This window comes from Massilicoli timonensis (assembly GCF_900199515.1).
Taxonomy (GTDB): domain Bacteria; phylum Bacillota_I; class Bacilli_A; order Erysipelotrichales; family Erysipelotrichaceae; genus Massilicoli; species Massilicoli timonensis.
In genome coordinates this window covers 1,724,250-1,743,517 of record NZ_LT963434.1, presented here as the reverse complement: position 1 = coordinate 1,743,517, position 19,268 = coordinate 1,724,250, and the positions used below count along the sequence as shown (strand labels likewise).

Sequence of the window (19,268 nt, the reverse complement as noted above, 5' to 3'; positions counted from 1 at the left end):
GAGCGATGGAAAGACAGGAAAAAGTCGTCCTCACCCTGGACAGCTATGAGCATGGGATTATGATTCGTGCCCTCAATGAGCTGCGCAACGATATGCTGGAGGAACAGCGCGACCCCGGCCCGGTGGAGGATGTTCTGCTGAAAACCATTGACGCCCCAGCCCAAAAAGACAAGAAAGCGAAGCGTCGGGATGAAGCCAGATAACAAGGCGGGCGGCCCCTGGCTCTATGCCCTGGGGCTGGTCCCGGTGATCTGGTTCGCCCTGCTGATTGCGCCTGCCACTTCCGGGGGACTTTCGGAGATTGTCAGCGCCCTGCCTGCGGCAATGAACAATCCATTCAAAATCGTGTGGTGTGAGGACAGTGTAAAAACTGTCCTCATTTTTATTGCCGCCTATGGGCTGGGCATTGGCATTTATCTCTCATCCCGGCGCAATTACCGCAGAGGCGAAGAACACGGTTCCGCCAAATGGGGCGATCCGCGGGCTGTGAATAAGAAATACCGGGACAAGGACCCGTTCAAAAACCGCATTTTCACCCAGCACGTCCGCATGGGGCTGGATGGCCGGAAACACCGCCGCAACCTCAACACTTTGGTGGTGGGCGGCAGCGGCGCGGGCAAGAGCCGGTTCTACGCCAAAGTGAACATCTGCCAATGCAATACGTCCCTTTTTATTTTGGACTGTAAGGGGGAGCTGCTTCGTGACTGCGGCAGCCTGTTGGAACGGATGGGCTATGAGATCAAGGTGGTAGACCTTCTGAACATGGAGAAAAGTCACTGCTACAATCCCTTTGCCTATCTGAAATCCGACAATGATGTGCAGAAGATGGTGACGAACCTGTTCAAAGCCACCACCCCAAAAGGGAGCCAGTCCAACGACCCTTTCTGGGATACGGCGGCCAGTATGCTCCTCATGGCTTTAGTGTTTTACCTGTGGTACGAAGCGCCGGAGGACGAGAAGAATTTCCCCATGATTATGGAGATGCTCCGAGCCGGGGAGGTGCGGGAGGATGATGATTCCTACCAATCGCCGCTTGACGAACTGTTTGACCGGCTGGAAATGCGCTCCCCGGATCACATCGCTGTGAAGTATTACAAGGATTATCGTTCCGGCTCTGCCAAAACGCTGAAATCCATTCAAATCACCTTGGCGTCCCGCCTGGAAAAATTCAATCTTTCCTCGGTGGCGGCCCTCACCGCCACGGATGAACTGGACCTTTCCAGCCTGGGTGAGAAAAAAGTGGCGCTTTTTGCGCTGATCCCGGACAACGACGCCAGCTTCAATTTTTTGGTAAGCCTGCTGTATGCCAGCACCTTCCAAGAACTTTTTTATTCTGCCGACCGGGTACACGGCGGTAGCCTGCCCGTACCGGTGCATTTTCTCATGGATGAGTTCGCCAACGTGAGCTTGCCGGATGATTTCGACAAGCTGCTGGCCACCATGCGCTCCCGGAATATCAGCGTTTCTATCATCATCCAGAACATTGCCCAGCTCAAGGCGCTGTTTGAAAAGCAATGGGAATCCATCATCGGCAACTGCGATGAATTTCTGTACCTGGGCGGCAATGAAACGTCCACCCACAAGCTGATCTCCGAGAACTACCTGGGGAAAAGCACCCTCTGGCTGGACACCTACGGCAAGAGCACCGGGCATTCCGGCAGCTACTCCACCAACAACCAGATTACGGGCCGGGAGCTGATGACGCCCGATGAGGTCCGTATGCTGGACAACAACCTGGCCCTGCTCTTTATCCGTGGCGAAGCGCCGCTGATGGATGAAAAGTATGACCTCTTGAAACACCCCAACATCAAGTACACCACCGATGGCGGCGCGCCCGTCTATTCCCACGGCGGCACCGAAAACGCCGTGGCGGATATGACCATTGGCCGCCTCACCCCCGGCGACCTTGCCAATATCCAGGAGCCGGAAACCCTTTACGAACTTCTGTCCGATGAGGACATGGAGAATATCTTTCAATTTAAGGAGGACACCAAAAATGAAACTGTTTCATAAGGAAAGCAAGCAGAAGAAAGAAACCCGCAGCCTGCCCATGGGAAAAAAGAGCCGGAGCGCCTTTGCTGTTTATGCAGCCCTGGTGCTCATGCTGTGCTGCTGCACCACTACGGCCTTTGCCGCCAGCGACCCGTTGACTGTTATCAACAACCTCAGTGATTTCATCTTCGGCCTGATCCGCGCCGTGGGTATGATTTTGCTGGGCTTCGGCGTCGTGCAGATCGGCCTTTCTCTGAAAAGCCATGACCCCAGCCAGCGAGCCAATGGTTTTCTCACCCTGGCCGGCGGCGTTGTGATTACGTTTGCGAAGGAGATTTTGACCCTGATTACCGGCTGATTCTAATAACGGCAGTGTGGGGGCAGGCCCGTGGCGGCCTGCCCCTTACCGTTGCCGGAAAGGAGGTTGTTGAATGTCCGATAACTGGGTTGTACAAAATTTGCAAAATGCCCTCGATACCTGGAACAAGTACCTGTCTGAGATCTGGCAGCTCATCACCCAAAGCCCGGAACAGTTTAAGGGCGGCTCCATCTGGGGCGTCATTGTCAACATCCATGACGCGGTGCGGGCCATTGGCCTTGCGCTTTTGGTGTTGTTCTTTGTGATTGGCGTCATGCGCACCTGCGGCAGCTTTGCCGAGGTGAAAAAACCGGAACACGCGCTGAAGCTGTTCATTCGGTTTGCCATTGCCAAGGGCGTTGTGACCTATGGGCTGGAGCTGATGATGGCCCTCTTTAATATCGTCCAGGGCCTCGTTTCAACAATAATGAACGCGGCGGGCTTTGGAACCGCCCAACAGACTGTGTTGCCCCAGGAGATCATTGACGCGGTGGAAAGCTGCGGATTTTTCGAGAGTATCCCCCTCTGGGCGGTGACGCTCATCGGCGGGCTGTTTATTACAGTCCTCAGCTTCATTATGATAATGACCGTTTACGGGCGGTTTTTTAAGCTCTATTTATACACGGCCATCGCGCCGGTGCCTCTGTCCACCTTTGCCGGGGAGCCGACCCAAAACGTGGGCAAGAGCTTTATCAAGAGCTATGCCGCCGTGTGCCTGGAAGGGGCCATCATTGTGCTGGCCTGTATCATCTTTTCCCTGTTCGCGGCGTCCCCGCCTGCCATTGACCCCAATGCGGCGGCAGTCACCCAGGTGTGGAGCTATATCGGGGAGCTGGTCTTTAATATGCTCGTCCTCGTGGGCGCGGTGAAAATGGCCGACCGCGTGGTGCGCGAGATGATGGGCCTGTAAAAAAGGAGGAAAACAAATGCGTTATCAAACCTATGTGCTGCACTTGATTGATGGAACCGCCATCCCAATGGTGGAGGATTACGACCTGCCCGCTGAAAAGGGAATTGTGGGCCACTTCTCCAAAGCGGCTCCAGACGAGATTTTTACCGTGGGCGACCGGCTGCTGGGCTTTGCCTATATTCCCAAGAGCAGCATTGTTTACCTTGAAACCGGCAATGTGATTGTGAGGTGATATTTTGGAAGTTAAGATCAACCGGGAAATCCGTAATTACACGGAGAGTATGTTTTTTGGATTGTCTATGCGGCAGTTCATCTTTTCTGTTCTTGCCTGCGGCGTGGCCGTGGGCCTTTATTTTATCCTGCGCCCCCACTTTGGGGTGGAAACCCTGTCCTGGATGTGCATTTTGGGGGCGGCCCCCTTTGCCATGCTGGGGTTTATCACCTATCACGGCATGACGGCGGAAAAATTCATCTGGGCGTGGCTGCGCTCGGAAATGCTGGAGCCGAAGGAGTTTAAGTTCGAGGACAGCAACTACTACTATGCTGCTCTGAAAGATACCATCGAGGAGCTGCAAACCGGGCGTCCCGGCAAGAAGCGCCGGCAGGAGCCGAAACACTTTAGCAAGCGAAAGGAGGCCAAGCATGATTAAGACCATCAAAACCATGTCCAAGCAGGAAAAGGAGCGTTATACCGTCCCCCGGAAGGTGCAGGATGTCATCCCCGTCCGCCGTATCTGGCCGGACGGCATTTTTCTTGTGGGGAATAAGTTCTCCAAAACCTATAAATTCAGCGACATCAACTATCTGGTGGCCAGCCGGGAGGACAAGGAATCCATGTTCCTCACCTACTCGGAGCTGCTCAATTCCCTGGATTCCGGCGCGGTGACAAAAATCACCATCAACAACCGCCGTATGAACAAGGCCAACTTTGAAACGTCCATCCTCATGCCCATGCAGGGGGATTTCCGGGATGAGTACCGTAAGGAGTACAACCAAATGCTGCTGGACAAGGCCACCGGAGCCAACGGCATTACCCAGGAGAAGTATATCACCATCTCCGTGGTGAAGAAGGACATCGAGGAGGCTCGCGCCTACTTTGCCCGCGTGGGGGCCGACCTGATTTCCCACTTTTCGGCCCTTGGCTCCAAGTGCGTGGAGCTGGACGCCACCGAGCGCCTGCGTATCCTGCACGATTTCTACCGCCAGGGCGAGGAATCCGAATTTGTTTTCAATGCCCGCGAGATGATGAAACGGGGCCACAGCTTTAAGGACTATATCTGCCCGGACGGGATCGAGAAAAACAGCGACTATCTGAAGCTGGGCGATAAGTTCTGCCGTGTGCTGTTCCTCAAAGACTACGCCTCTTATATTAAGGATAACATGGTGACTGAGCTGACGGATTTCAACCGCAATTTGATGTTCTCCATCGACATTGTGCCGGTGCCTACGGACGAAGCTGTGCGGGAGGTGGAAAACCGCCTGCTGGGTGTGGAAACCAACATCACCAACTGGCAGCGCCGCCAGAATGCCAACAACAATTTCAGCGCCGTAGTTCCTTATGATATGGAGCTGCAGCGGAAAGAAAGCAAGGAGTTTTTGGACGACCTCACCACCCGCGACCAGCGGATGATGTTCGCGGTAATGACCCTGGCCATCACCGCAGATACCAAAGAACAGCTTGACAGCGACACCGAAGCCGTACTCTCCGTGGCTCGAAAGCATATGTGCCAGCTTGCGGTGCTCAAGTTCCAGCAGCTTGATGGCCTGAATACCGCCCTGCCCATCGGGGTGCGGAAAATCAATGCGTTTCGCACTCTTACTACGGAATCTCTGGCCGTGTTTATTCCCTTCAAGGTACAGGAAATCCAGGATAAAGGCGGCATTTACTTTGGAGAGAACGCCATTTCCCACAATCTCATTATGTGCAACAAGGCGAACCTTTTGAACCAGTCGGCCTTCCTGCTGGGCGTACCCGGTGCGGGTAAATCCTTCAGCGCCAAAGAACTGATCGCGTTTCTCATGCTCCACCCGGATTACGCCAATGATGACATCCTGATCTGCGACCCGGAGGGAGAATTTGGCGCACTCGTCAAAGCCCTGGGCCGAGAAAAAGCGACGGTGGCCCATCTGGTGGCAGGCGGCAAAGACCGCCTCAACGCCATGTATATGGTGGAGGGCTACGGCGAGCAAAACCCCATCGTGGAAAAGAGCCAGTTTGTCATGTCCCTCATCGAGCAGATCGACAAGCGCGGCGTGGGACCGCAGCATAAATCCATCATTGACCGCTGCACCGCCCTGGTGTACCCGGAGGCGGAGAAGATTGGGCGGGTGGCTACCCTCTGCGACCTGCGGAATAAGCTGCTGGAGCAGCCGGAGGACAAGGCCAAGGAGATTGCCCTTTCCCTGGAGCTTTACACCACCGGCTCCCTGGACATCTTTGGCCGGGAAAGCACAGTGGATTTGAACAAGCCCTATGTGGTGTTCGACATCCACGGCCTGGGCGAGCAGCTAAAGCCTGCCGGTTCCCTGGTCATCACCGATACCATCCTGAACCGCGTCACCCTCAACTGGAAACGGGGCAAGCGTACCCATGTGTTCATCGATGAGTTTCATGTGATGTTTGAAAATGAGCAAAGCGGCATTTTCTTTAATTCCGCATGGAGGCAGTTTAGAAAGCGCGGTGCTTATCCCACGGCCATCACCCAGAACGTGGAGTACCTTTTGGATTCCGTCCAGGCCAGCACCATGCTCTCCAACTCGGAGTTTATTGTCATGCTGAATCAGGCGGCGTCCGACCGGGCAAAGCTGGCGAAGCTCCTCAATATCTCCAATGAACAGATGAGCTACGTCACCAACGCAGACGCGGGCTGCGGCCTCATCCGGTATGGCAGCGCCCTGGTGCCTTTCATCAACCGGTTCCCCCGTGACACAAAGCTCTATGCTTTGATGACCACCAAGCCCGGTGAAGGTGTATTCGGCGGCGAGGAGGTGCCGGCATGAGCAATATCCGTTTTGCGTCCCCGGAACACCGGGATTTCTTTTTGGATATGATGAGCAAGGCGCGGCGGAACGACTGTTACCACCGGGCCTTTTTCTATGTGATGGGGATTGCCCCGGAAACGCGGGCCAACATCCGCCAGATGTTTGATTTCAAGCAGGATTGCATTGAACCGGATGGTATGCACGGCGGCTGGCAGACCAGCGGCACCGTCCGGGTGTGCCGCCTTGCTTTCAATCTCTGGAACGGCTACACCGACCCGGAGCACAGCAACGCCTATTCCCCGGAGGATTTGTTCTGCTGCGAGTTTGCACCTTACTTTATGGAGGGCGTGAAAATCCGTTACCCGGAATACTGCCGGGAGCTGCCCCCTGCAAAAAAGCAGGCGGAACCGGAGCGATGATACGTTTGAGAATGGAGGAATGAACAATGGCTGAACCAGCTCTTGCGCTGCGGGACCATCCGCAGATCATAGACCTGATTTCTGTTTTGGAACAGAGCGGGCTTCAAAAGCAGAAAGAAGAAGTGCAGGCCCTGGTGGGCTATATCGACGGTATGGAAGAAAAGCTGGCGCAGATGATGGACGAAATGAAAGAAATGCGTCTGGAGGTGGGCAAGCTCCACGACAAAGGAATCCGCGCCCGGTGCTCCCAGCTTGTGGACACTGTGGAGGGTAAAGTCCACCAGACCAAAGTGATGGTTTCCACGGCAAAAGAAAACCTCATTTCATCTGCAAAGCAGATGGTGCAGACTTTCCGAGAGAAAGGGCGCTCCGCCCTGTGCCATGCAGCACAGGCCCTGCGTATCCCCTCGGTTCTTTCCCGGATGGGGCGGGGCTTTGCCCATGCCGGCAAAGGCATGGAACAGTGTTCCGTAAGGCTGGACGCCATGCGGGAAGAATTGCACCAGGCGGGCGGTCACATCAAAAATGCCGGGCTTGCCCTTGCGGGGGAGGAACCCCAGGAAAGCAAGGAATTATCTGCGGATAAGGGTGTGCTTGCCAAGCTGCGGAGCTTTGTGCTGTACTGCGGCAAGGCATTTTCTGAGATGGATCGTGACACGGCGCTCACGGTGGAGCGAATCAATGGAGGGCGCTCATCGGTGAAAACCGAGCTGCAGGGGCTGAAATCGGCCCAGGCCGGGAAGCGCCGCCAAGCGGCCAGTAAAGAACAGGCACGATAAGTACAGGAGGGTGAAAATATGAGTGACAAAGTTAAAAACAGACTGATGATCGCGGGGGCGGCCTTTTGTGCCGCCCTTTTCCTTTTCTCCGGGGCTATGCTCTGCCGGGAATACCTGGACCAGAAGCAAAGCGCCGAAGCCTTTGATGAGGTGGCCGAGCTGGTCAAGGAAGATGTGGAGCTGCCCACGCTGGAGCTGGCCGATGACCCGGCCCAGGAGCCGAAAGAACTCACGGCCTTTGAGAAATATGCGGATGTGTACGCCCAGAACAGCGACCTGGTGGGCTGGATTTCCATTCCCGGCACCCGGATTGATTACCCTGTCATGCAGACCAAGGATAGCCCCAACTTCTATCTGAAGCACGCCTTTGATAAGTCGTACAGCAGCTATGGGGTGCCTTATATGCAGGAAAACTGCGACATCGGCATTTCCGACAATCTGGTGCTGTACGGCCATCACATGAACAACGGCAGTATGTTCTCAGATTTGTGCAAGTATGAGAGCGAGGATTTCTACCAGGAACACAAGACCATCCGCTTTGATACTCTGGACAGCTTTGGCGAATATGAAGTGGTTGCCGCCTTTAAGACGGTGGCCTACTCGGAATCTGGCTTTAAGTATTACCATTTCGTCCGAGCCGAGCAGGAAGAAGATTTTGACGAGTTTATCGAGGGGTGCAAGGAACTGGCCCTTTATGACACGGGCGTGAGTGCGGAATATGGCGACCAGCTCATCACCCTTTCCACCTGCGAGTATTCCCGGACCAACGGGCGGATGGTGGTTGTGGCCAAGCTGCTGGAGGAATAAGGGCGGCCCCGCCCAGGGAAGGAGGTGAAGCCCATGGGCAAGGGCATTAAAACAAGAGTGGCCGAAAAAGGCATTAAAGCGATTGATAAAGCGGCGGTTGCTTCTGAACGGATGAAGGAGGCGTATATCCGCACCAAGGATAAGGCCGAGCATGGGATGTATGCCGAGGAAAGTTCCCCTGGCGAGTATGCGTCCGACCGCCTTTCCGCTGGGGTGGATAACGTCACCCATGAAGCGTTCCACCAGTTTGATAAACAGGGCCGCAAGGGGGTTCAGACAACCAGGGAGAACATCTCCAAGGTTAAGGAGAAAATCCAAAAGCGGAAAGCCGCAGCCGAACAGCCGAAAAAACAAGCGGAGAAACAGGCGGCTCGGCAGGCTGGACAGCCTACCACACGCTGGAGCGGGCGTCAGGCGGCGGATACGGTTTCCGAGCCAGCCAAGGCGGTCCGTCAGGAGCGCGGGGCCATCAAGACTTTGGACCGCAGCAAGAAAGGCATTAAGACAGTGGACAGGAGCCGCAAGACCATCAAGCAGGCTTCTTCCACTGCCAAGGGGACGGTGAAAACCACTACTAAATCCATCAAAACGGCGGAAAAGACTGCCAAGGCCAGTATCAAGACCAGTCAGCAGGCGGCCAAAGCCGCCCAGCACACTGCCCAGGCCACGGCGCGGGCTGCCAGGGCTGCGGCTCACGCTGCCCGCATAGCGGCCCGGACTGCGGTGGTTGCGGCAAAGGCGGCAGTTAAGGCTACGGTTGCGGCGGTGAAAGCCATCATTGCGGCGACCAAGGCGCTGATTGCGGCCATCGCCGCTGGCGGTTGGATTGCTGTGCTGGTGATTATTGTGATCTGCCTCATCGGTATGATTATCGGCTCCTGTTTTGGTATTTTCTTTTCCGGCGAGGATTCCGGCACCGGGCAGACCATGCAGACTGCCGTACAGGAGATCAATACGGATTACCAGGAGAATCTGGATGAGATCAAGGCGTCCCACAGCTATGATGTGCTGGAGATGTCCGGTTCCCGCGCTGTGTGGAAAGAGGTTCTGGCGGTTTATGCTGTCAAAACCACCACCGACCCGGACAACGCCCAGGAAGTGGCCACCATGGATGATGAGAAGCTGGAGCTTTTGAAGGACATCTTTTGGCAGATGAATGAGATTTCATCCAGTACGTCCACCCAGACGGAAACAGTGATTGAAACATCCGATGATGGTAACGGCAATATCGTGGAAACGGAAGTAACCGTCACCCGCACCTATCTGTATATCACCGTCAGCCATAAGACCGCCGAGGAAATGGCAGACCAGTTCGGCTTTAACGAGGACCAGCGGGAACAGATGGCGGAGCTGCTGGCCGACGAGAACAATTCCCTTTGGTCCCAGGTGCTCTACGGCATTACCGGAGGAGATGGAGAAATCGTCACGGTGGCGCTCTCCCAGGTGGGGAACATCGGCGGCGAACCGTACTGGAGCTGGTATGGTTTTAGTAGCCGTGTGGAATGGTGCGCTTGTTTTGTGAGCTGGTGTGCTGACCAATGCGGCTATATTGAAGCCGGCGTTATCCCGATGTTTGCGGCCTGTGCGTCCCAGGGCGTTCCCTGGTTTCAGGAGCGTGGGCTATGGCAGGATAACAGCTATGAGCCGCGCCCCGGCGACATCATCTTTTTTGACTGGGATGATGGAGGCCAAGACGGGCAATCTGACCATGTGGGCATTGTGGAGAAAGTAGAGAATGGACGTGTCTACACCGTAGAAGGCAACTCTGGCGATTCTGTGCGTCAGAACAGCTACCCCATTGGGTACTATGAGATTTACGGGTACGGCACCCCGGCCTATTAACTTCCTCAAAAAAGAAAAGCCCAGCCGCGTAGTGCGGCTGGGTACATAACTTTGTATGGCCGTATGCGGCAACGCTATCTGAAGGAACACCGGCCCAGCCTTTACAGCAGCTTGATTTTGAGCGAAAAGCTGTACCCGCACCTGTTGGAGATTGATCGGGCGGCGCGTGAACGGATGGACGCCATGTTGCCCCGCATGATGGAGGCGGCGGGCGTCACCGAGGAACTGAAATCCCGTGACCCCATGCGCTGGGTGGGGCTGATGAACACGCTGAAAGCGCAGGCGGAGGAAATTGTTTTAGATGAGTTAATTATGGCTTAACAGCATCGAACAGGCGGATTTTTTCCGCCTGTTACATTATTTTCCGTTAGCATTAACAACCAAACATAGAAAGACCATCTTGACTATCTGATCTTTCTATGCTATATTTAGACCATCGGTTTAGACCGATGGTCTAAAACAAGAAGGAGGTGAGCCTATGGCCAAGATGATTGAAGGCGTAACGGAGAATATTCTCAAGTGTGCCAAAGAAGAATTTCTTGCCAATGGATACGAGAACGCTTCTTTGCGTAATATTGCCGAAAAAGCAGGCACAACGAAAAGCTCCTTGCTCTATCGGTATTCGGACAAGGAGGCGTTATACCACAGTATTGTCCAGCCTGTTGCTGATGGCTTTTGCGAGTTGTTACAAAAAACGCTGGCCGGGTTTGAGGCTTTAGAGCCGGAAGAACAAAAAGCACAAATCAATAGCTACTCCAATGGCAAATTTTCAAAGCTGATGGATTTTGTTTTCGCTCATCTTGATGAATTCAAAATCATGCTTCTCAGCGGCGAAACAAATTGCTATCAGGAGTTTATGCACAGAGTGGTTGCGATTGATATACAGACCACTTTGCAATATATTGAAAAGACTGGAAACGATGCGATTTCTTCTGGCCGGTTGACAATGGAATTGGCCCACCTGCTATCGAGCGCTTTTTATACGGGCCTTTTTGAAACCGTTATCCATGATATGACCAAAGAAGATGCTAAAAAGCACATACAAAGTATGAGCTGGTTCTTCAATGCCGGATGGAAAACGATTTTTGAAGGCGGGAAAGTAGGTGATGTCATGTGGCCGGATTAAAGCCGCCCGAATGATCTGCGTATAGGCGCTTTCACACAATCTTACAGCCGATGGTTTGATATGAGAATATTCAAAGCGTCGGCTACATTTTGACAAATAGGTTAGCAGCAACTAACAAACAAAGGAGGATATTTTATGGAAAACAATGTGCAAACCTCAAAAATTGGCGTGCGCGATCTTGTAAATGTCGCAATCTTCACGGTCATTTATTTTGTGATCTTCTATGTGTGTGCAATGACCGGCTTTGTTCCGGTGATGGCTGTTTTTTATCCTGTGCTGACAGCGATCATTGCAGGCATACCCTGCATCCTTTTCTACACGAAGGTAAAAACCTTCGGCCTTGTGACAATCATGGGTGTGCTTCTGGGCCTTATCTTTTTCCTGATGGGATATGGATACTACGCTCTGATTACCGGCATTGTCTTTGGCTTGCTGGCAGATGTCATTATGAAGGCTGGAAAATATAAAAGCTGGAAAGCGATGCTGGCAGGCTATGCAGTATTCAGTGTTTGGCAGGTCGGGACACAGCTCCCCATGTTTATCATGGGCGATGCTTATGTTGAAATGTATCGTGCCAGCCAGGGTGATGCCTTTGCAGATAGCCTCGCAGCCTTAGTGCAGGGCTATATGGTTCCAGTTGTCATTCTTGCAACTGCTGTCGGCGGTGTCATCGGCGCTTTGATTGGCCGCGCTGTCCTAAACAAGCATTTCAAACGGGCGGGAATTGCATAATGAGTGGTAAGGTATCAACGAATACGCAGCAAGCCGTTATCAATCTTGACCCAAGGACAAAACTATATACCTTAATGGTGTTCAGTCTTGTCATGGTTCCATCGTCTGAAAGCGAACTTGATACCATTTTGAAAATCGTGTTTGCAGGGCTGGCTTTCCTGATGTTGATAAACATCAGGAGGCCCGGCCTTGCCGCGGTTTATGCGGCGGCCTATTGTGCCGCTTATGGGGCAAATGGGCTACTGGCGTACATATCTGGAATGAGCCTTTTAGGTATTATCATTCGCTTGTTAGTCGAGGTGGTGCTTCGTATGATGCCCACCCTGTTTATCGCCATGAGTTTTTTACAGACAACAAAAGTCAGCGAGTTTGTGGCGGCGATGGAAAAAATGCACATTACCAGAAAAATCACAATCCCTTTCGCTGTGATATTTCGCTTCTTTCCTACGGTGGCGGACGAGTACCACAGTATTCAGGATGCAATGAAAATGCGCGGTATTGGAGTTAGTAAAGGGCCGATTGCCATGTTGGAATACAGGCTCGTACCGCTGATTGCTTCTGTTGTGCAAATTGGTGACGAACTATCCGCTGCCGCCGTTGCACGCGGCCTCGGCGTAGATACGGAAAGAAGTAATTATTGCAAAATAAAGATCAAAGGATTGGACATCCTTTTGATGGTTCTGTTAACTGCTGCACTTATTCTCTATTACTTGTTTTAAGGAGGGGCACGATGATCGAACTGAAAAATGTGTCCTTCCGCTATAAGGACAGCGAACAGGACAATTCTCTTACGAATGTAAATCTGTCTATTCACGATGGAGAAGTTGTCCTTATATGTGGAGGATCAGGGTGCGGAAAAACAACAATCACACGGCTATTGAATGGCCTTATTCCCAGCTTTTATGAGGGGCAGCTCACTGGTGAAGTCCTGCTTAATGGAGAAAACATCTCGAAGCAGCCGATCCATAAGGTAGCCCGAAAGGTTGGCTCTGTTTTTCAAAACCCGCGCACACAATTTTTTAATATTGACTCTACCAGTGAACTGATTTTTCGATGTGAAAATCTGGCTGTACCTGTTGAGCAAATCAGCCAGTATTTAGAAAACGCAATCAATGAATTTGGAATTGGAGAACTTGTTGGGCGAAATCTATTCCATCTGTCTGGCGGTGAAAAGCAAAAGATAGCCTGTGCCTCAGTTTCCATTCCCATGCCGGACATTTTTGTTTTGGATGAACCCACTTCTAATTTAGACTGGCGCTCAATCTGGATGCTGAAAGATATTATCATGCGATGGAAAGCCCAGGGAAAGACCGTTATTGTTGCTGAACATCGGCTTAGTTATTTGAAGGGTGTGGCAGATCGGGTTGTTTATATGAACGATGGAGAAATCAAAGAAGATATGCCCGCTGATACATTCTGGGGCCTGTCAGCAGATGAAATCAAGCGCCGTGGGCTGCGATCCATATCGCCAGTGTCTTTTGACTCCAATGCCAGAACACCGTATAGTTCGGACTGCTATTCTGTGAAAGATTTATCGTTTCATTACAAGGATGGCGTTGGGATTGAAATACCGACCTTATCTATTCCGAAAGGTGCGATTGTTGGAATTATCGGGGAAAATGGAGCTGGAAAAACAACTTTTGCCCGTTGCCTGTGTGGGCTTGAGAAACGGGCAAGAGGCTTGTTCTCGTTCGGAAGTAAAACATACAGCAACCGGCAGCGGCTGAAAATCTGCTATCTGGTTATGCAGGATGTCAATCATCAGCTTTTTACAGAAAGCGTTGAAGATGAAATCTCCATAAGCGTGGAACATACGGACGATGCTCAGCGTGAAGAAATAGTTGATGAGATCCTGCATGATATGGATTTAACTGCATTAAAAAGTATCCATCCCCTTTCGTTATCTGGCGGGCAAAAACAGCGCGTGGCGATTGGAAGTGCCATTGCATCAAAAAAAGAAATTATGGTTTTTGATGAGCCGACAAGCGGTTTGGACTATCGGCATATGTTGGAGGTTTCAAATTGCCTCAAGAAATTAAGCGCCATAGGGAAAACATCGCTGATTATTACCCATGACCCGGAATTGATTGCAGAATGCTGTGACTATTTCATTTTTATTGAGGATGGGACTGTGAAATGGTATGGGCCGTTTGATACACAGAACGGACAGCATGTTCAACAATTTTTCGGTTCTGAGGAAGGAGGGGCTTTATGAAGCAGAAAGAAGATAATCCAATAAAAACTCTTTTTGAGTTTTCCGGCGATGCCAAGGGAAAGATGCCGCTGTCTGTAATTTTGACAGTTCTGTCAGAGTTATTTGGTATGCTCCCCTATTTGACCGCCGCCATGCTTGCCAACGAAGTTTTCGCAGGTACAGCAACGATACATAGTACACTGATTTGGGCCGGAATTGCCGCAGCAGGTATCATTCTCAAAACTCTGCTCGGTATTGTTGCATCCAGCCGCAGCCATAAGATTGCATTTACCATTTTGTGCAATATTCGGTGTGCGATTGCAGAAAAAATGCGAAAGGTTCCAATGGGTGTCATGCTGGAAACGCCATCCGGCGTATATAAAAATCTCATCGTAGATAATGTTGCAAAATTAGAAGATGCGATAGCGCATTTTATCCCCGAAATCCCTTCAAATATCGCAGCTCCGGCAGCCTGCATTGTTTTGCTGTTTGCGTTGGACTGGCGCATGGGATTGGCGTCACTCATTACAATTCCTCTTTGCATCCCTTTCATTTTCGGGATGCTTCGCGGATATGGTGAGAAAATGGAAACCTATCTGCGTAGCGGAAACGAAATGAACGCAGCGCTGGTTGAATATGTTGGAGGCATCCAGGTCATAAAAGCCTTTGGCCGTACAGGAGCATCTTTTGGTAAGTTTTCTAATTCAGTGAACTTTTTCCATGACAGTACGCTTGATTGGTGGCGGCAATGCTGGTTTTGGATGGCTGCGGTAAAAGCAATTCTTCCATCGACAATGCTGGGAAGTCTGCCCATTGGTGCATACCTCTATATGAACCAGCAGATTTCACTTCCGATCCTTGTTGCGTGCATTATCATCCCCATTGGTGCGATTGCGCCTTTGATGAAGCTGGCAAGTGCCGGCGAAATGCTGACAACGATTACCGCTAATCTGAAGCCCGTCAAAGATTTCCTCGCAACGCCAGAACAAAAACGCCCGGATGCGAAAGTTGAATTTGACGGAAGTGCATATTCTTTTGAGAATGTTTCATTTTCCTATAACGATACCAAAGAAGTGCTTCATGGCATATCTTTCCAGACAAAACCAGGAACTATGACCGCTATCGTTGGGGCTTCCGGCTCTGGCAAATCAACGATTGCAAAGCTGATGGCTGGATTTTGGGATGCGACTTCCGGTATCGTTCGCTATGGTGGAAAGGACATAAAAGACATTCCATTCGATCAGTTGATGCAGGAAATCAGCTATGTGGCGCAGGACAACTTTTTGTTTAATAAGTCTATTCGAGAGAATATTCGCATGGGAAACCCACAAGCGTCTGATCAGGAAGTAGAGGCTGCGGCCAAAGCCGCAAACTGCCATGACTTTATTATGAAATTGCCGCAAGGGTATGATACCTTTGCCGGTGACGCGGGAGATCGGCTTTCAGGGGGCGAACGCCAGCGCATTACGATTGCAAGGGCTATGCTGAAACAGTCAAACCTTATCATTTTGGACGAGGCAACTGCCTACGCTGATCCCGAAAGCGAGGCTCAAATCCAAGAGGCTGTTGGGCGTCTTGTTCACGGCAAAACTCTTGTGGTTGTCGCCCACAGGCTTTCCACTATTCAAAATGCGGAGCAAATTCTTGTCGTTGATAAGGGAAATATTATTGCCAGAGGAACACAGAAAGAATTACTGGAACAGTGTCCACTGTATCATCGAATGTGGCAGCAGTATGTCGGAGCATCAAATCTGGAAAAGAAGGAGGGATAGGCAATGATTGCTATGATTAAAAGAATACTCAATCTGGCGGGAAAGCATAAATCAAAAATCTTGCTGGGCATCCTCTTTAATTTCCTGAAAAGCGTATGTATGGCAATGGTTTTATGGGCGGTTTATATTGTTGCCTCTGATCTGGACAGCCTGACAATGGATGTGATCTGGAAAGCTCTTGCTGTCTTGTGTATCAGTGTGTTGGGCCGTTTCTTTTTTCAGTGGCTTATGGATATTTCCATGAGTGCTAAGGGCTTTGATATATTCCGTGATTACAGACTTCATGTTGGCGCCCTCATGCGAAAAGCACCTATGGGATATTTTTCCGAGCAGCGTTTGGGAAGTATTCAGAATGTACTTACAACGACAGTAACAGAGTTGGAACAATATTCCATGATGGCGGTCACTGATCTGACCAGCGGAGCGTTGATGGCGCTGGTAATGATCGTATTCTTCCTATTTTCCGTTCCTGTTTTTGCAGTAATCACCCTTGCAGGTTCCCTTGTCGGCATCCTAATTCTTCATGCTATTGGACAAGTTGCAAGGGAACACGCACCGAAAGTATTGGCGGCGCAAGAAGATATGACGACTCAGGCGTTGGAATATATCCGGGGAATTGCGGTGCTTCGTGCCTTTTCCCAAGCGGATGGTAGCGAAAATGCCGTTTATGCCTCTTTTCGCAAAAAGAAAGAAGCTGATCTTGCACAGGAACACGCTTCTATGGCTTTGATGAAATGGTACTCTGCTGTTTACAAGATAACCGGCAGTGTTTTGATGTTAGCCGCCGTTCTTTTGTATCTGGCGGGAAGTTTATCGTTGCCGTGGTGCCTCATGGTGATTGTCAGTGCCTTTATCATTTTTTCCGAAATGGAGCAGATGGGAAATGGTGCGTTTCTTTCCCGTGTCGTCACCGCTGGCTTAAACCGCCTGGAAGAAGTTACGAACATCCCGCAGATGGACACAACATCAAATAAACTTGTCCCGAAACGGTTTGATATTGAGCTTCGGGATGTATCTTTTGGATATGAAAAGTCCAGAAAAATTATCGACCATGTTTCTCTGCTTATCCCACAGGGAACCACCTGCGCGATTGTGGGGCCATCGGGATCGGGTAAAACAACCCTTTGCAACCTGATTGCCCGCTTTTGGGATGTTCAAGAAGGTCAGGCTCTTGTGGACGGGCAGGATGTAAAAAATTACACTGCGGATAGCCTTATGCAATATATCAGCATGGTCTTTCAAAGCGTCTACCTTTTCAATGATACCATTGAGAATAATATTCGCTTTGGCAATCCTGATGCAAGCCATGAGCAAATCGTGGAGGCAGCAAAAAAGGCTCAATGCCATGACTTTATCGTATCTTTGCCCGAAGGATATAACACAAAGGTGGGTGAAGGTGGCTCTACTTTGTCTGGCGGTGAAAAGCAGCGTGTTTCCATAGCGAGAGCCATTTTGAAAGATGCTCCAATCATTATCCTGGATGAAGCAACATCCAGCGTTGACCCGGAGAATGAACATGAACTGTTGGCAGCGATTGAACAACTTACAAAGGGAAAAACACTGATTTCCATTGCACATCGCTTATCAACAGTAAAAAATGCCAATCAGATTGTCGTTATATCGGATGGCAAAGTGGCGCAAAAAGGAACACACGCAGAACTGATTTCTCAAGATGGAATTTATAGTCGTTTTTGGAAACAGCGTGAACTGGCAAGTGGCTGGAAACTAAAGTGATTTCTTTTGCATAAACATCAGAACCTATTATTCTTGAAAGGGGGCGTGCCAAGGTGTTTTCTTTGATTATTCGTGAAGCATGGGAAGAATTGCAACAAAAACAGGCAAAGGAGCGCAAAGAGTTTATGAAGCCCGTAATAACTCCGTCCGGGGAGGACTACCTGGAAACCATCCTTGTTCTCCAAAAGAAACTCGGTATGGTGCGCTCCGTAGATGTGGCCCGGCACATGGAGGTGTCAAAGCCCAGCGTGTGCCATGCAGTGGCTACCTTGCGGGACGGCGGCTTTCTTACAATGGACGAAGATCACTTTCTCCATCTGACCGATGTGGGCCGCGAGGTTGCTGAAAAAATCTATGAGCGCCATTGCTTTTTTACCGAGCAGCTTATCGCCGCAGGCGTTGACCCCAGGACTGCGGAGGCCGACGCTTGCCGGATTGAACACATTATCAGCGATGAGAGCTTTTCGCGGCTGAAAGAGGCAGCCGCACAAGAGCAAGAATAAAACGAATAAGACAAGCTATCCTGCCCCGCTAAACGGGGAAAGAAAAAACCGTTGCAGGGCAGGTAGCTTTGTGCGCCCATAATGGATTTTCAGGGTACTGCGGCGGTTTTGAGTAACATCAAGGCCGCCGTTCCTTATGCCCTCAACAAAGGAGTGACGCCTATACGCTGACACGGCGGCTTTAGGAGGGAGCCGCCATGAAACAAAGAGCGTTTCGACATAATGCGACAGGGCGCAGGCTATCAAAAAAGCCGCTTGCTGTTCATCGTGGCTTTACGCCCTTCACACTGAACTATCATGCCATGATTTACACGAACTAAAAAGAAACGCACTTGCTGTTGGGGCTGTTGTCTCATTCTGCAGGTGCGTTTTTCTATATAGAGGAACCCCATCATTTCCACGTTGTAGGGGGCCGCCTGACCAGTCTGAATTTCTCGCAATTCAGACTGATCGGAGGTAAAACAGCGTGGACGCTAATAAAAAAAGAATATGGATTCGCGGCCAATTTGTCGAGGTCACGGATGAAGTGTACCGGGCCTATATGCAGGGCGACCGGAAAATGCGCTATTTTGAGAACGATTTGAAAACCGAGCGATTCGTTCTCGGAAAGGAGGGCCAAGTGGTGCAGATCATCCCCAGCCGCGAAGATTCTTTGGACCGGCTGGTGGATGAAAATGCCCAGCAATTCTCCGATGAGCAGGAAAGTGTGGAGAGCGTGGTGCTTCACAAGCTGGAAGTGGACAGGCTACATACCGCGCTTTCCCTGCTGACTCCAGAGGAACGTGCGCTGATCCAGGCACTGTTCTTTGAGGAAAAGACAGAACGGCAATATGCAGACGAGCTTGGCGTGTTTCGTAATGCTGTTCACGTTCGGAAAATGAAGGTCCTCAAAAAGTTGAAGCTCTTATTGGAGAGTTAAATCTAATGCCCCTCGCCTGGATATTGTTGGGTGAGGGGCATTTTTGACTTTCTCAAATAGAAACAGCCTGTCATACAATCTCGTGCTATGAGGATATACAAAATTCAAACTCGCACACTTTTTCTGGCAACACAGTTCAGGTATAATATGAATAGAGAGGTTTTTCAAAAAAGGCCCCCTTCTCCACCTAAACTCCACC

The 19,268-nt window shown here is 50.9% G+C and carries 21 protein-coding genes; all 21 read left to right on the top strand.

What is annotated here, in order from left to right; genetic code table 11:
* Positions 1-5 precede the first annotated feature (5 nt).
* A complete protein-coding gene (locus tag C1712_RS10740) occupies positions 6-203 on the top strand; it encodes a hypothetical protein (RefSeq protein ID WP_075877500.1) in 198 nt (65 codons plus the stop codon).
* Positions 190-2,013 (top strand): VirD4-like conjugal transfer protein, CD1115 family, encoded by a 1,824-nt coding sequence (locus C1712_RS10735; RefSeq protein WP_102269090.1) that lies wholly within the window; start codon positions 190-192, stop codon positions 2,011-2,013. Before C1712_RS10740 ends, C1712_RS10735 begins: the two co-directional genes overlap by 14 nt.
* On the top strand, positions 1,997-2,350 hold the full coding sequence (locus C1712_RS10730; protein ID WP_015535514.1) for a hypothetical protein: 354 nt from the start codon (positions 1,997-1,999) through the stop codon (positions 2,348-2,350). The genes C1712_RS10735 and C1712_RS10730 overlap by 17 nt, the downstream gene beginning before the upstream one ends.
* 73 nt (positions 2,351-2,423) lie before the next feature.
* On the top strand, positions 2,424-3,260 hold the full coding sequence (locus tag C1712_RS10725) for a VirB6/TrbL-like conjugal transfer protein, CD1112 family (protein ID WP_102269088.1): 837 nt from the start codon (positions 2,424-2,426) through the stop codon (positions 3,258-3,260).
* A 16-nt stretch (positions 3,261-3,276) separates the two neighbouring features.
* Complete coding sequence (locus C1712_RS10720) at positions 3,277-3,492, top strand: hypothetical protein (protein ID WP_058967056.1); 216 nt, start codon at positions 3,277-3,279, stop codon at positions 3,490-3,492.
* Positions 3,493-3,496: 4 nt separating this feature from the next.
* The gene (locus C1712_RS10715) at positions 3,497-3,910 is read left to right on the top strand and encodes a PrgI family protein (RefSeq protein WP_102269086.1); all 414 of its coding nucleotides are present in this window, start codon (positions 3,497-3,499) and stop codon (positions 3,908-3,910) included.
* Positions 3,903-6,260: a VirB4-like conjugal transfer ATPase, CD1110 family gene (locus C1712_RS10710; protein WP_102269084.1), complete on the top strand. Its 2,358-nt coding sequence runs from the start codon at positions 3,903-3,905 to the stop codon at positions 6,258-6,260. The genes C1712_RS10715 and C1712_RS10710 overlap by 8 nt, the downstream gene beginning before the upstream one ends.
* Positions 6,257-6,661, top strand: a complete 405-nt coding sequence (locus C1712_RS10705) for a DUF6075 family protein (RefSeq protein ID WP_075877495.1) — start codon at positions 6,257-6,259, stop codon at positions 6,659-6,661. Before C1712_RS10710 ends, C1712_RS10705 begins: the two co-directional genes overlap by 4 nt.
* 26 nt (positions 6,662-6,687) lie before the next feature.
* Positions 6,688-7,440 (top strand): DUF6674 family protein, encoded by a 753-nt coding sequence (locus C1712_RS10700; protein WP_075877494.1) that lies wholly within the window; start codon positions 6,688-6,690, stop codon positions 7,438-7,440.
* Between the two features lie 18 nt (positions 7,441-7,458).
* Positions 7,459-8,247 carry a class B sortase gene (gene srtB, locus C1712_RS10695; RefSeq protein ID WP_075877493.1) on the top strand — a complete coding sequence of 263 codons (789 nt, stop codon included), beginning with the start codon at positions 7,459-7,461 and terminating at the stop codon, positions 8,245-8,247.
* A gap of 33 nt (positions 8,248-8,280) precedes the next feature.
* Entirely contained in the window at positions 8,281-10,089 is a 1,809-nt protein-coding gene (locus C1712_RS10690; RefSeq protein ID WP_075877492.1) for a CHAP domain-containing protein, read from the top strand.
* A 51-nt stretch (positions 10,090-10,140) separates the two neighbouring features.
* A complete protein-coding gene (locus C1712_RS10685; protein WP_268874594.1) occupies positions 10,141-10,410 on the top strand; it encodes a TnpV protein in 270 nt (89 codons plus the stop codon).
* Between the two features lie 157 nt (positions 10,411-10,567).
* Positions 10,568-11,215 (top strand): TetR/AcrR family transcriptional regulator, encoded by a 648-nt coding sequence (locus C1712_RS10680; RefSeq protein ID WP_087235873.1) that lies wholly within the window; start codon positions 10,568-10,570, stop codon positions 11,213-11,215.
* 135 nt (positions 11,216-11,350) lie between these two features.
* A complete protein-coding gene (locus tag C1712_RS10675; protein ID WP_075877490.1) occupies positions 11,351-11,947 on the top strand; it encodes an MptD family putative ECF transporter S component in 597 nt (198 codons plus the stop codon).
* The gene (locus C1712_RS10670; protein ID WP_075877489.1) at positions 11,947-12,666 is read left to right on the top strand and encodes an energy-coupling factor transporter transmembrane component T; all 720 of its coding nucleotides are present in this window, start codon (positions 11,947-11,949) and stop codon (positions 12,664-12,666) included. The genes C1712_RS10675 and C1712_RS10670 overlap by 1 nt, the downstream gene beginning before the upstream one ends.
* An 11-nt stretch (positions 12,667-12,677) precedes the next feature.
* Entirely contained in the window at positions 12,678-14,162 is a 1,485-nt protein-coding gene (locus C1712_RS10665) for an ABC transporter ATP-binding protein (RefSeq protein ID WP_075877488.1), read from the top strand.
* Positions 14,159-15,913 (top strand): ABC transporter ATP-binding protein, encoded by a 1,755-nt coding sequence (locus tag C1712_RS10660; RefSeq protein ID WP_102269082.1) that lies wholly within the window; start codon positions 14,159-14,161, stop codon positions 15,911-15,913. Before C1712_RS10665 ends, C1712_RS10660 begins: the two co-directional genes overlap by 4 nt.
* A 3-nt stretch (positions 15,914-15,916) precedes the next feature.
* Positions 15,917-17,647 (top strand): ABC transporter ATP-binding protein, encoded by a 1,731-nt coding sequence (locus C1712_RS10655; protein WP_102269080.1) that lies wholly within the window; start codon positions 15,917-15,919, stop codon positions 17,645-17,647.
* Between the two features lie 125 nt (positions 17,648-17,772).
* Entirely contained in the window at positions 17,773-18,150 is a 378-nt protein-coding gene (locus C1712_RS10650; RefSeq protein ID WP_075877661.1) for a metal-dependent transcriptional regulator, read from the top strand.
* Positions 18,151-18,347: 197 nt separating this feature from the next.
* The gene (locus tag C1712_RS13130) at positions 18,348-18,470 is read left to right on the top strand and encodes a hypothetical protein (protein WP_268874593.1); all 123 of its coding nucleotides are present in this window, start codon (positions 18,348-18,350) and stop codon (positions 18,468-18,470) included.
* Between the two features lie 146 nt (positions 18,471-18,616).
* Positions 18,617-19,069: an RNA polymerase sigma factor gene (locus tag C1712_RS10645; RefSeq protein WP_102269078.1), complete on the top strand. Its 453-nt coding sequence runs from the start codon at positions 18,617-18,619 to the stop codon at positions 19,067-19,069.
* Positions 19,070-19,268: the final 199 nt, after the last annotated feature.

Coding starts and splice junctions, on each gene's coding strand:
- C1712_RS10735 (WP_102269090.1), top strand. CDS start 190: ATGAAGCCAGATAACAAGGCGGGCGGCCCCTGGCTCTATGCCCTGGGG.
- C1712_RS10705 (WP_075877495.1), top strand. CDS start 6,257: ATGAGCAATATCCGTTTTGCGTCCCCGGAACACCGGGATTTCTTTTTG.
- srtB (WP_075877493.1), top strand. CDS start 7,459: ATGAGTGACAAAGTTAAAAACAGACTGATGATCGCGGGGGCGGCCTTT.
- C1712_RS10725 (WP_102269088.1), top strand. CDS start 2,424: ATGTCCGATAACTGGGTTGTACAAAATTTGCAAAATGCCCTCGATACC.
- C1712_RS10650 (WP_075877661.1), top strand. CDS start 17,773: ATGAAGCCCGTAATAACTCCGTCCGGGGAGGACTACCTGGAAACCATC.
- C1712_RS10710 (WP_102269084.1), top strand. CDS start 3,903: ATGATTAAGACCATCAAAACCATGTCCAAGCAGGAAAAGGAGCGTTAT.
- C1712_RS10670 (WP_075877489.1), top strand. CDS start 11,947: ATGAGTGGTAAGGTATCAACGAATACGCAGCAAGCCGTTATCAATCTT.
- C1712_RS10690 (WP_075877492.1), top strand. CDS start 8,281: ATGGGCAAGGGCATTAAAACAAGAGTGGCCGAAAAAGGCATTAAAGCG.
- C1712_RS10700 (WP_075877494.1), top strand. CDS start 6,688: ATGGCTGAACCAGCTCTTGCGCTGCGGGACCATCCGCAGATCATAGAC.
- C1712_RS10655 (WP_102269080.1), top strand. CDS start 15,917: ATGATTGCTATGATTAAAAGAATACTCAATCTGGCGGGAAAGCATAAA.
- C1712_RS13130 (WP_268874593.1), top strand. CDS start 18,348: ATGAAACAAAGAGCGTTTCGACATAATGCGACAGGGCGCAGGCTATCA.
- C1712_RS10675 (WP_075877490.1), top strand. CDS start 11,351: ATGGAAAACAATGTGCAAACCTCAAAAATTGGCGTGCGCGATCTTGTA.
- C1712_RS10660 (WP_102269082.1), top strand. CDS start 14,159: ATGAAGCAGAAAGAAGATAATCCAATAAAAACTCTTTTTGAGTTTTCC.
- C1712_RS10680 (WP_087235873.1), top strand. CDS start 10,568: ATGGCCAAGATGATTGAAGGCGTAACGGAGAATATTCTCAAGTGTGCC.
- C1712_RS10730 (WP_015535514.1), top strand. CDS start 1,997: ATGAAACTGTTTCATAAGGAAAGCAAGCAGAAGAAAGAAACCCGCAGC.
- C1712_RS10740 (WP_075877500.1), top strand. CDS start 6: ATGGAAAGACAGGAAAAAGTCGTCCTCACCCTGGACAGCTATGAGCAT.
- C1712_RS10720 (WP_058967056.1), top strand. CDS start 3,277: ATGCGTTATCAAACCTATGTGCTGCACTTGATTGATGGAACCGCCATC.
- C1712_RS10665 (WP_075877488.1), top strand. CDS start 12,678: ATGATCGAACTGAAAAATGTGTCCTTCCGCTATAAGGACAGCGAACAG.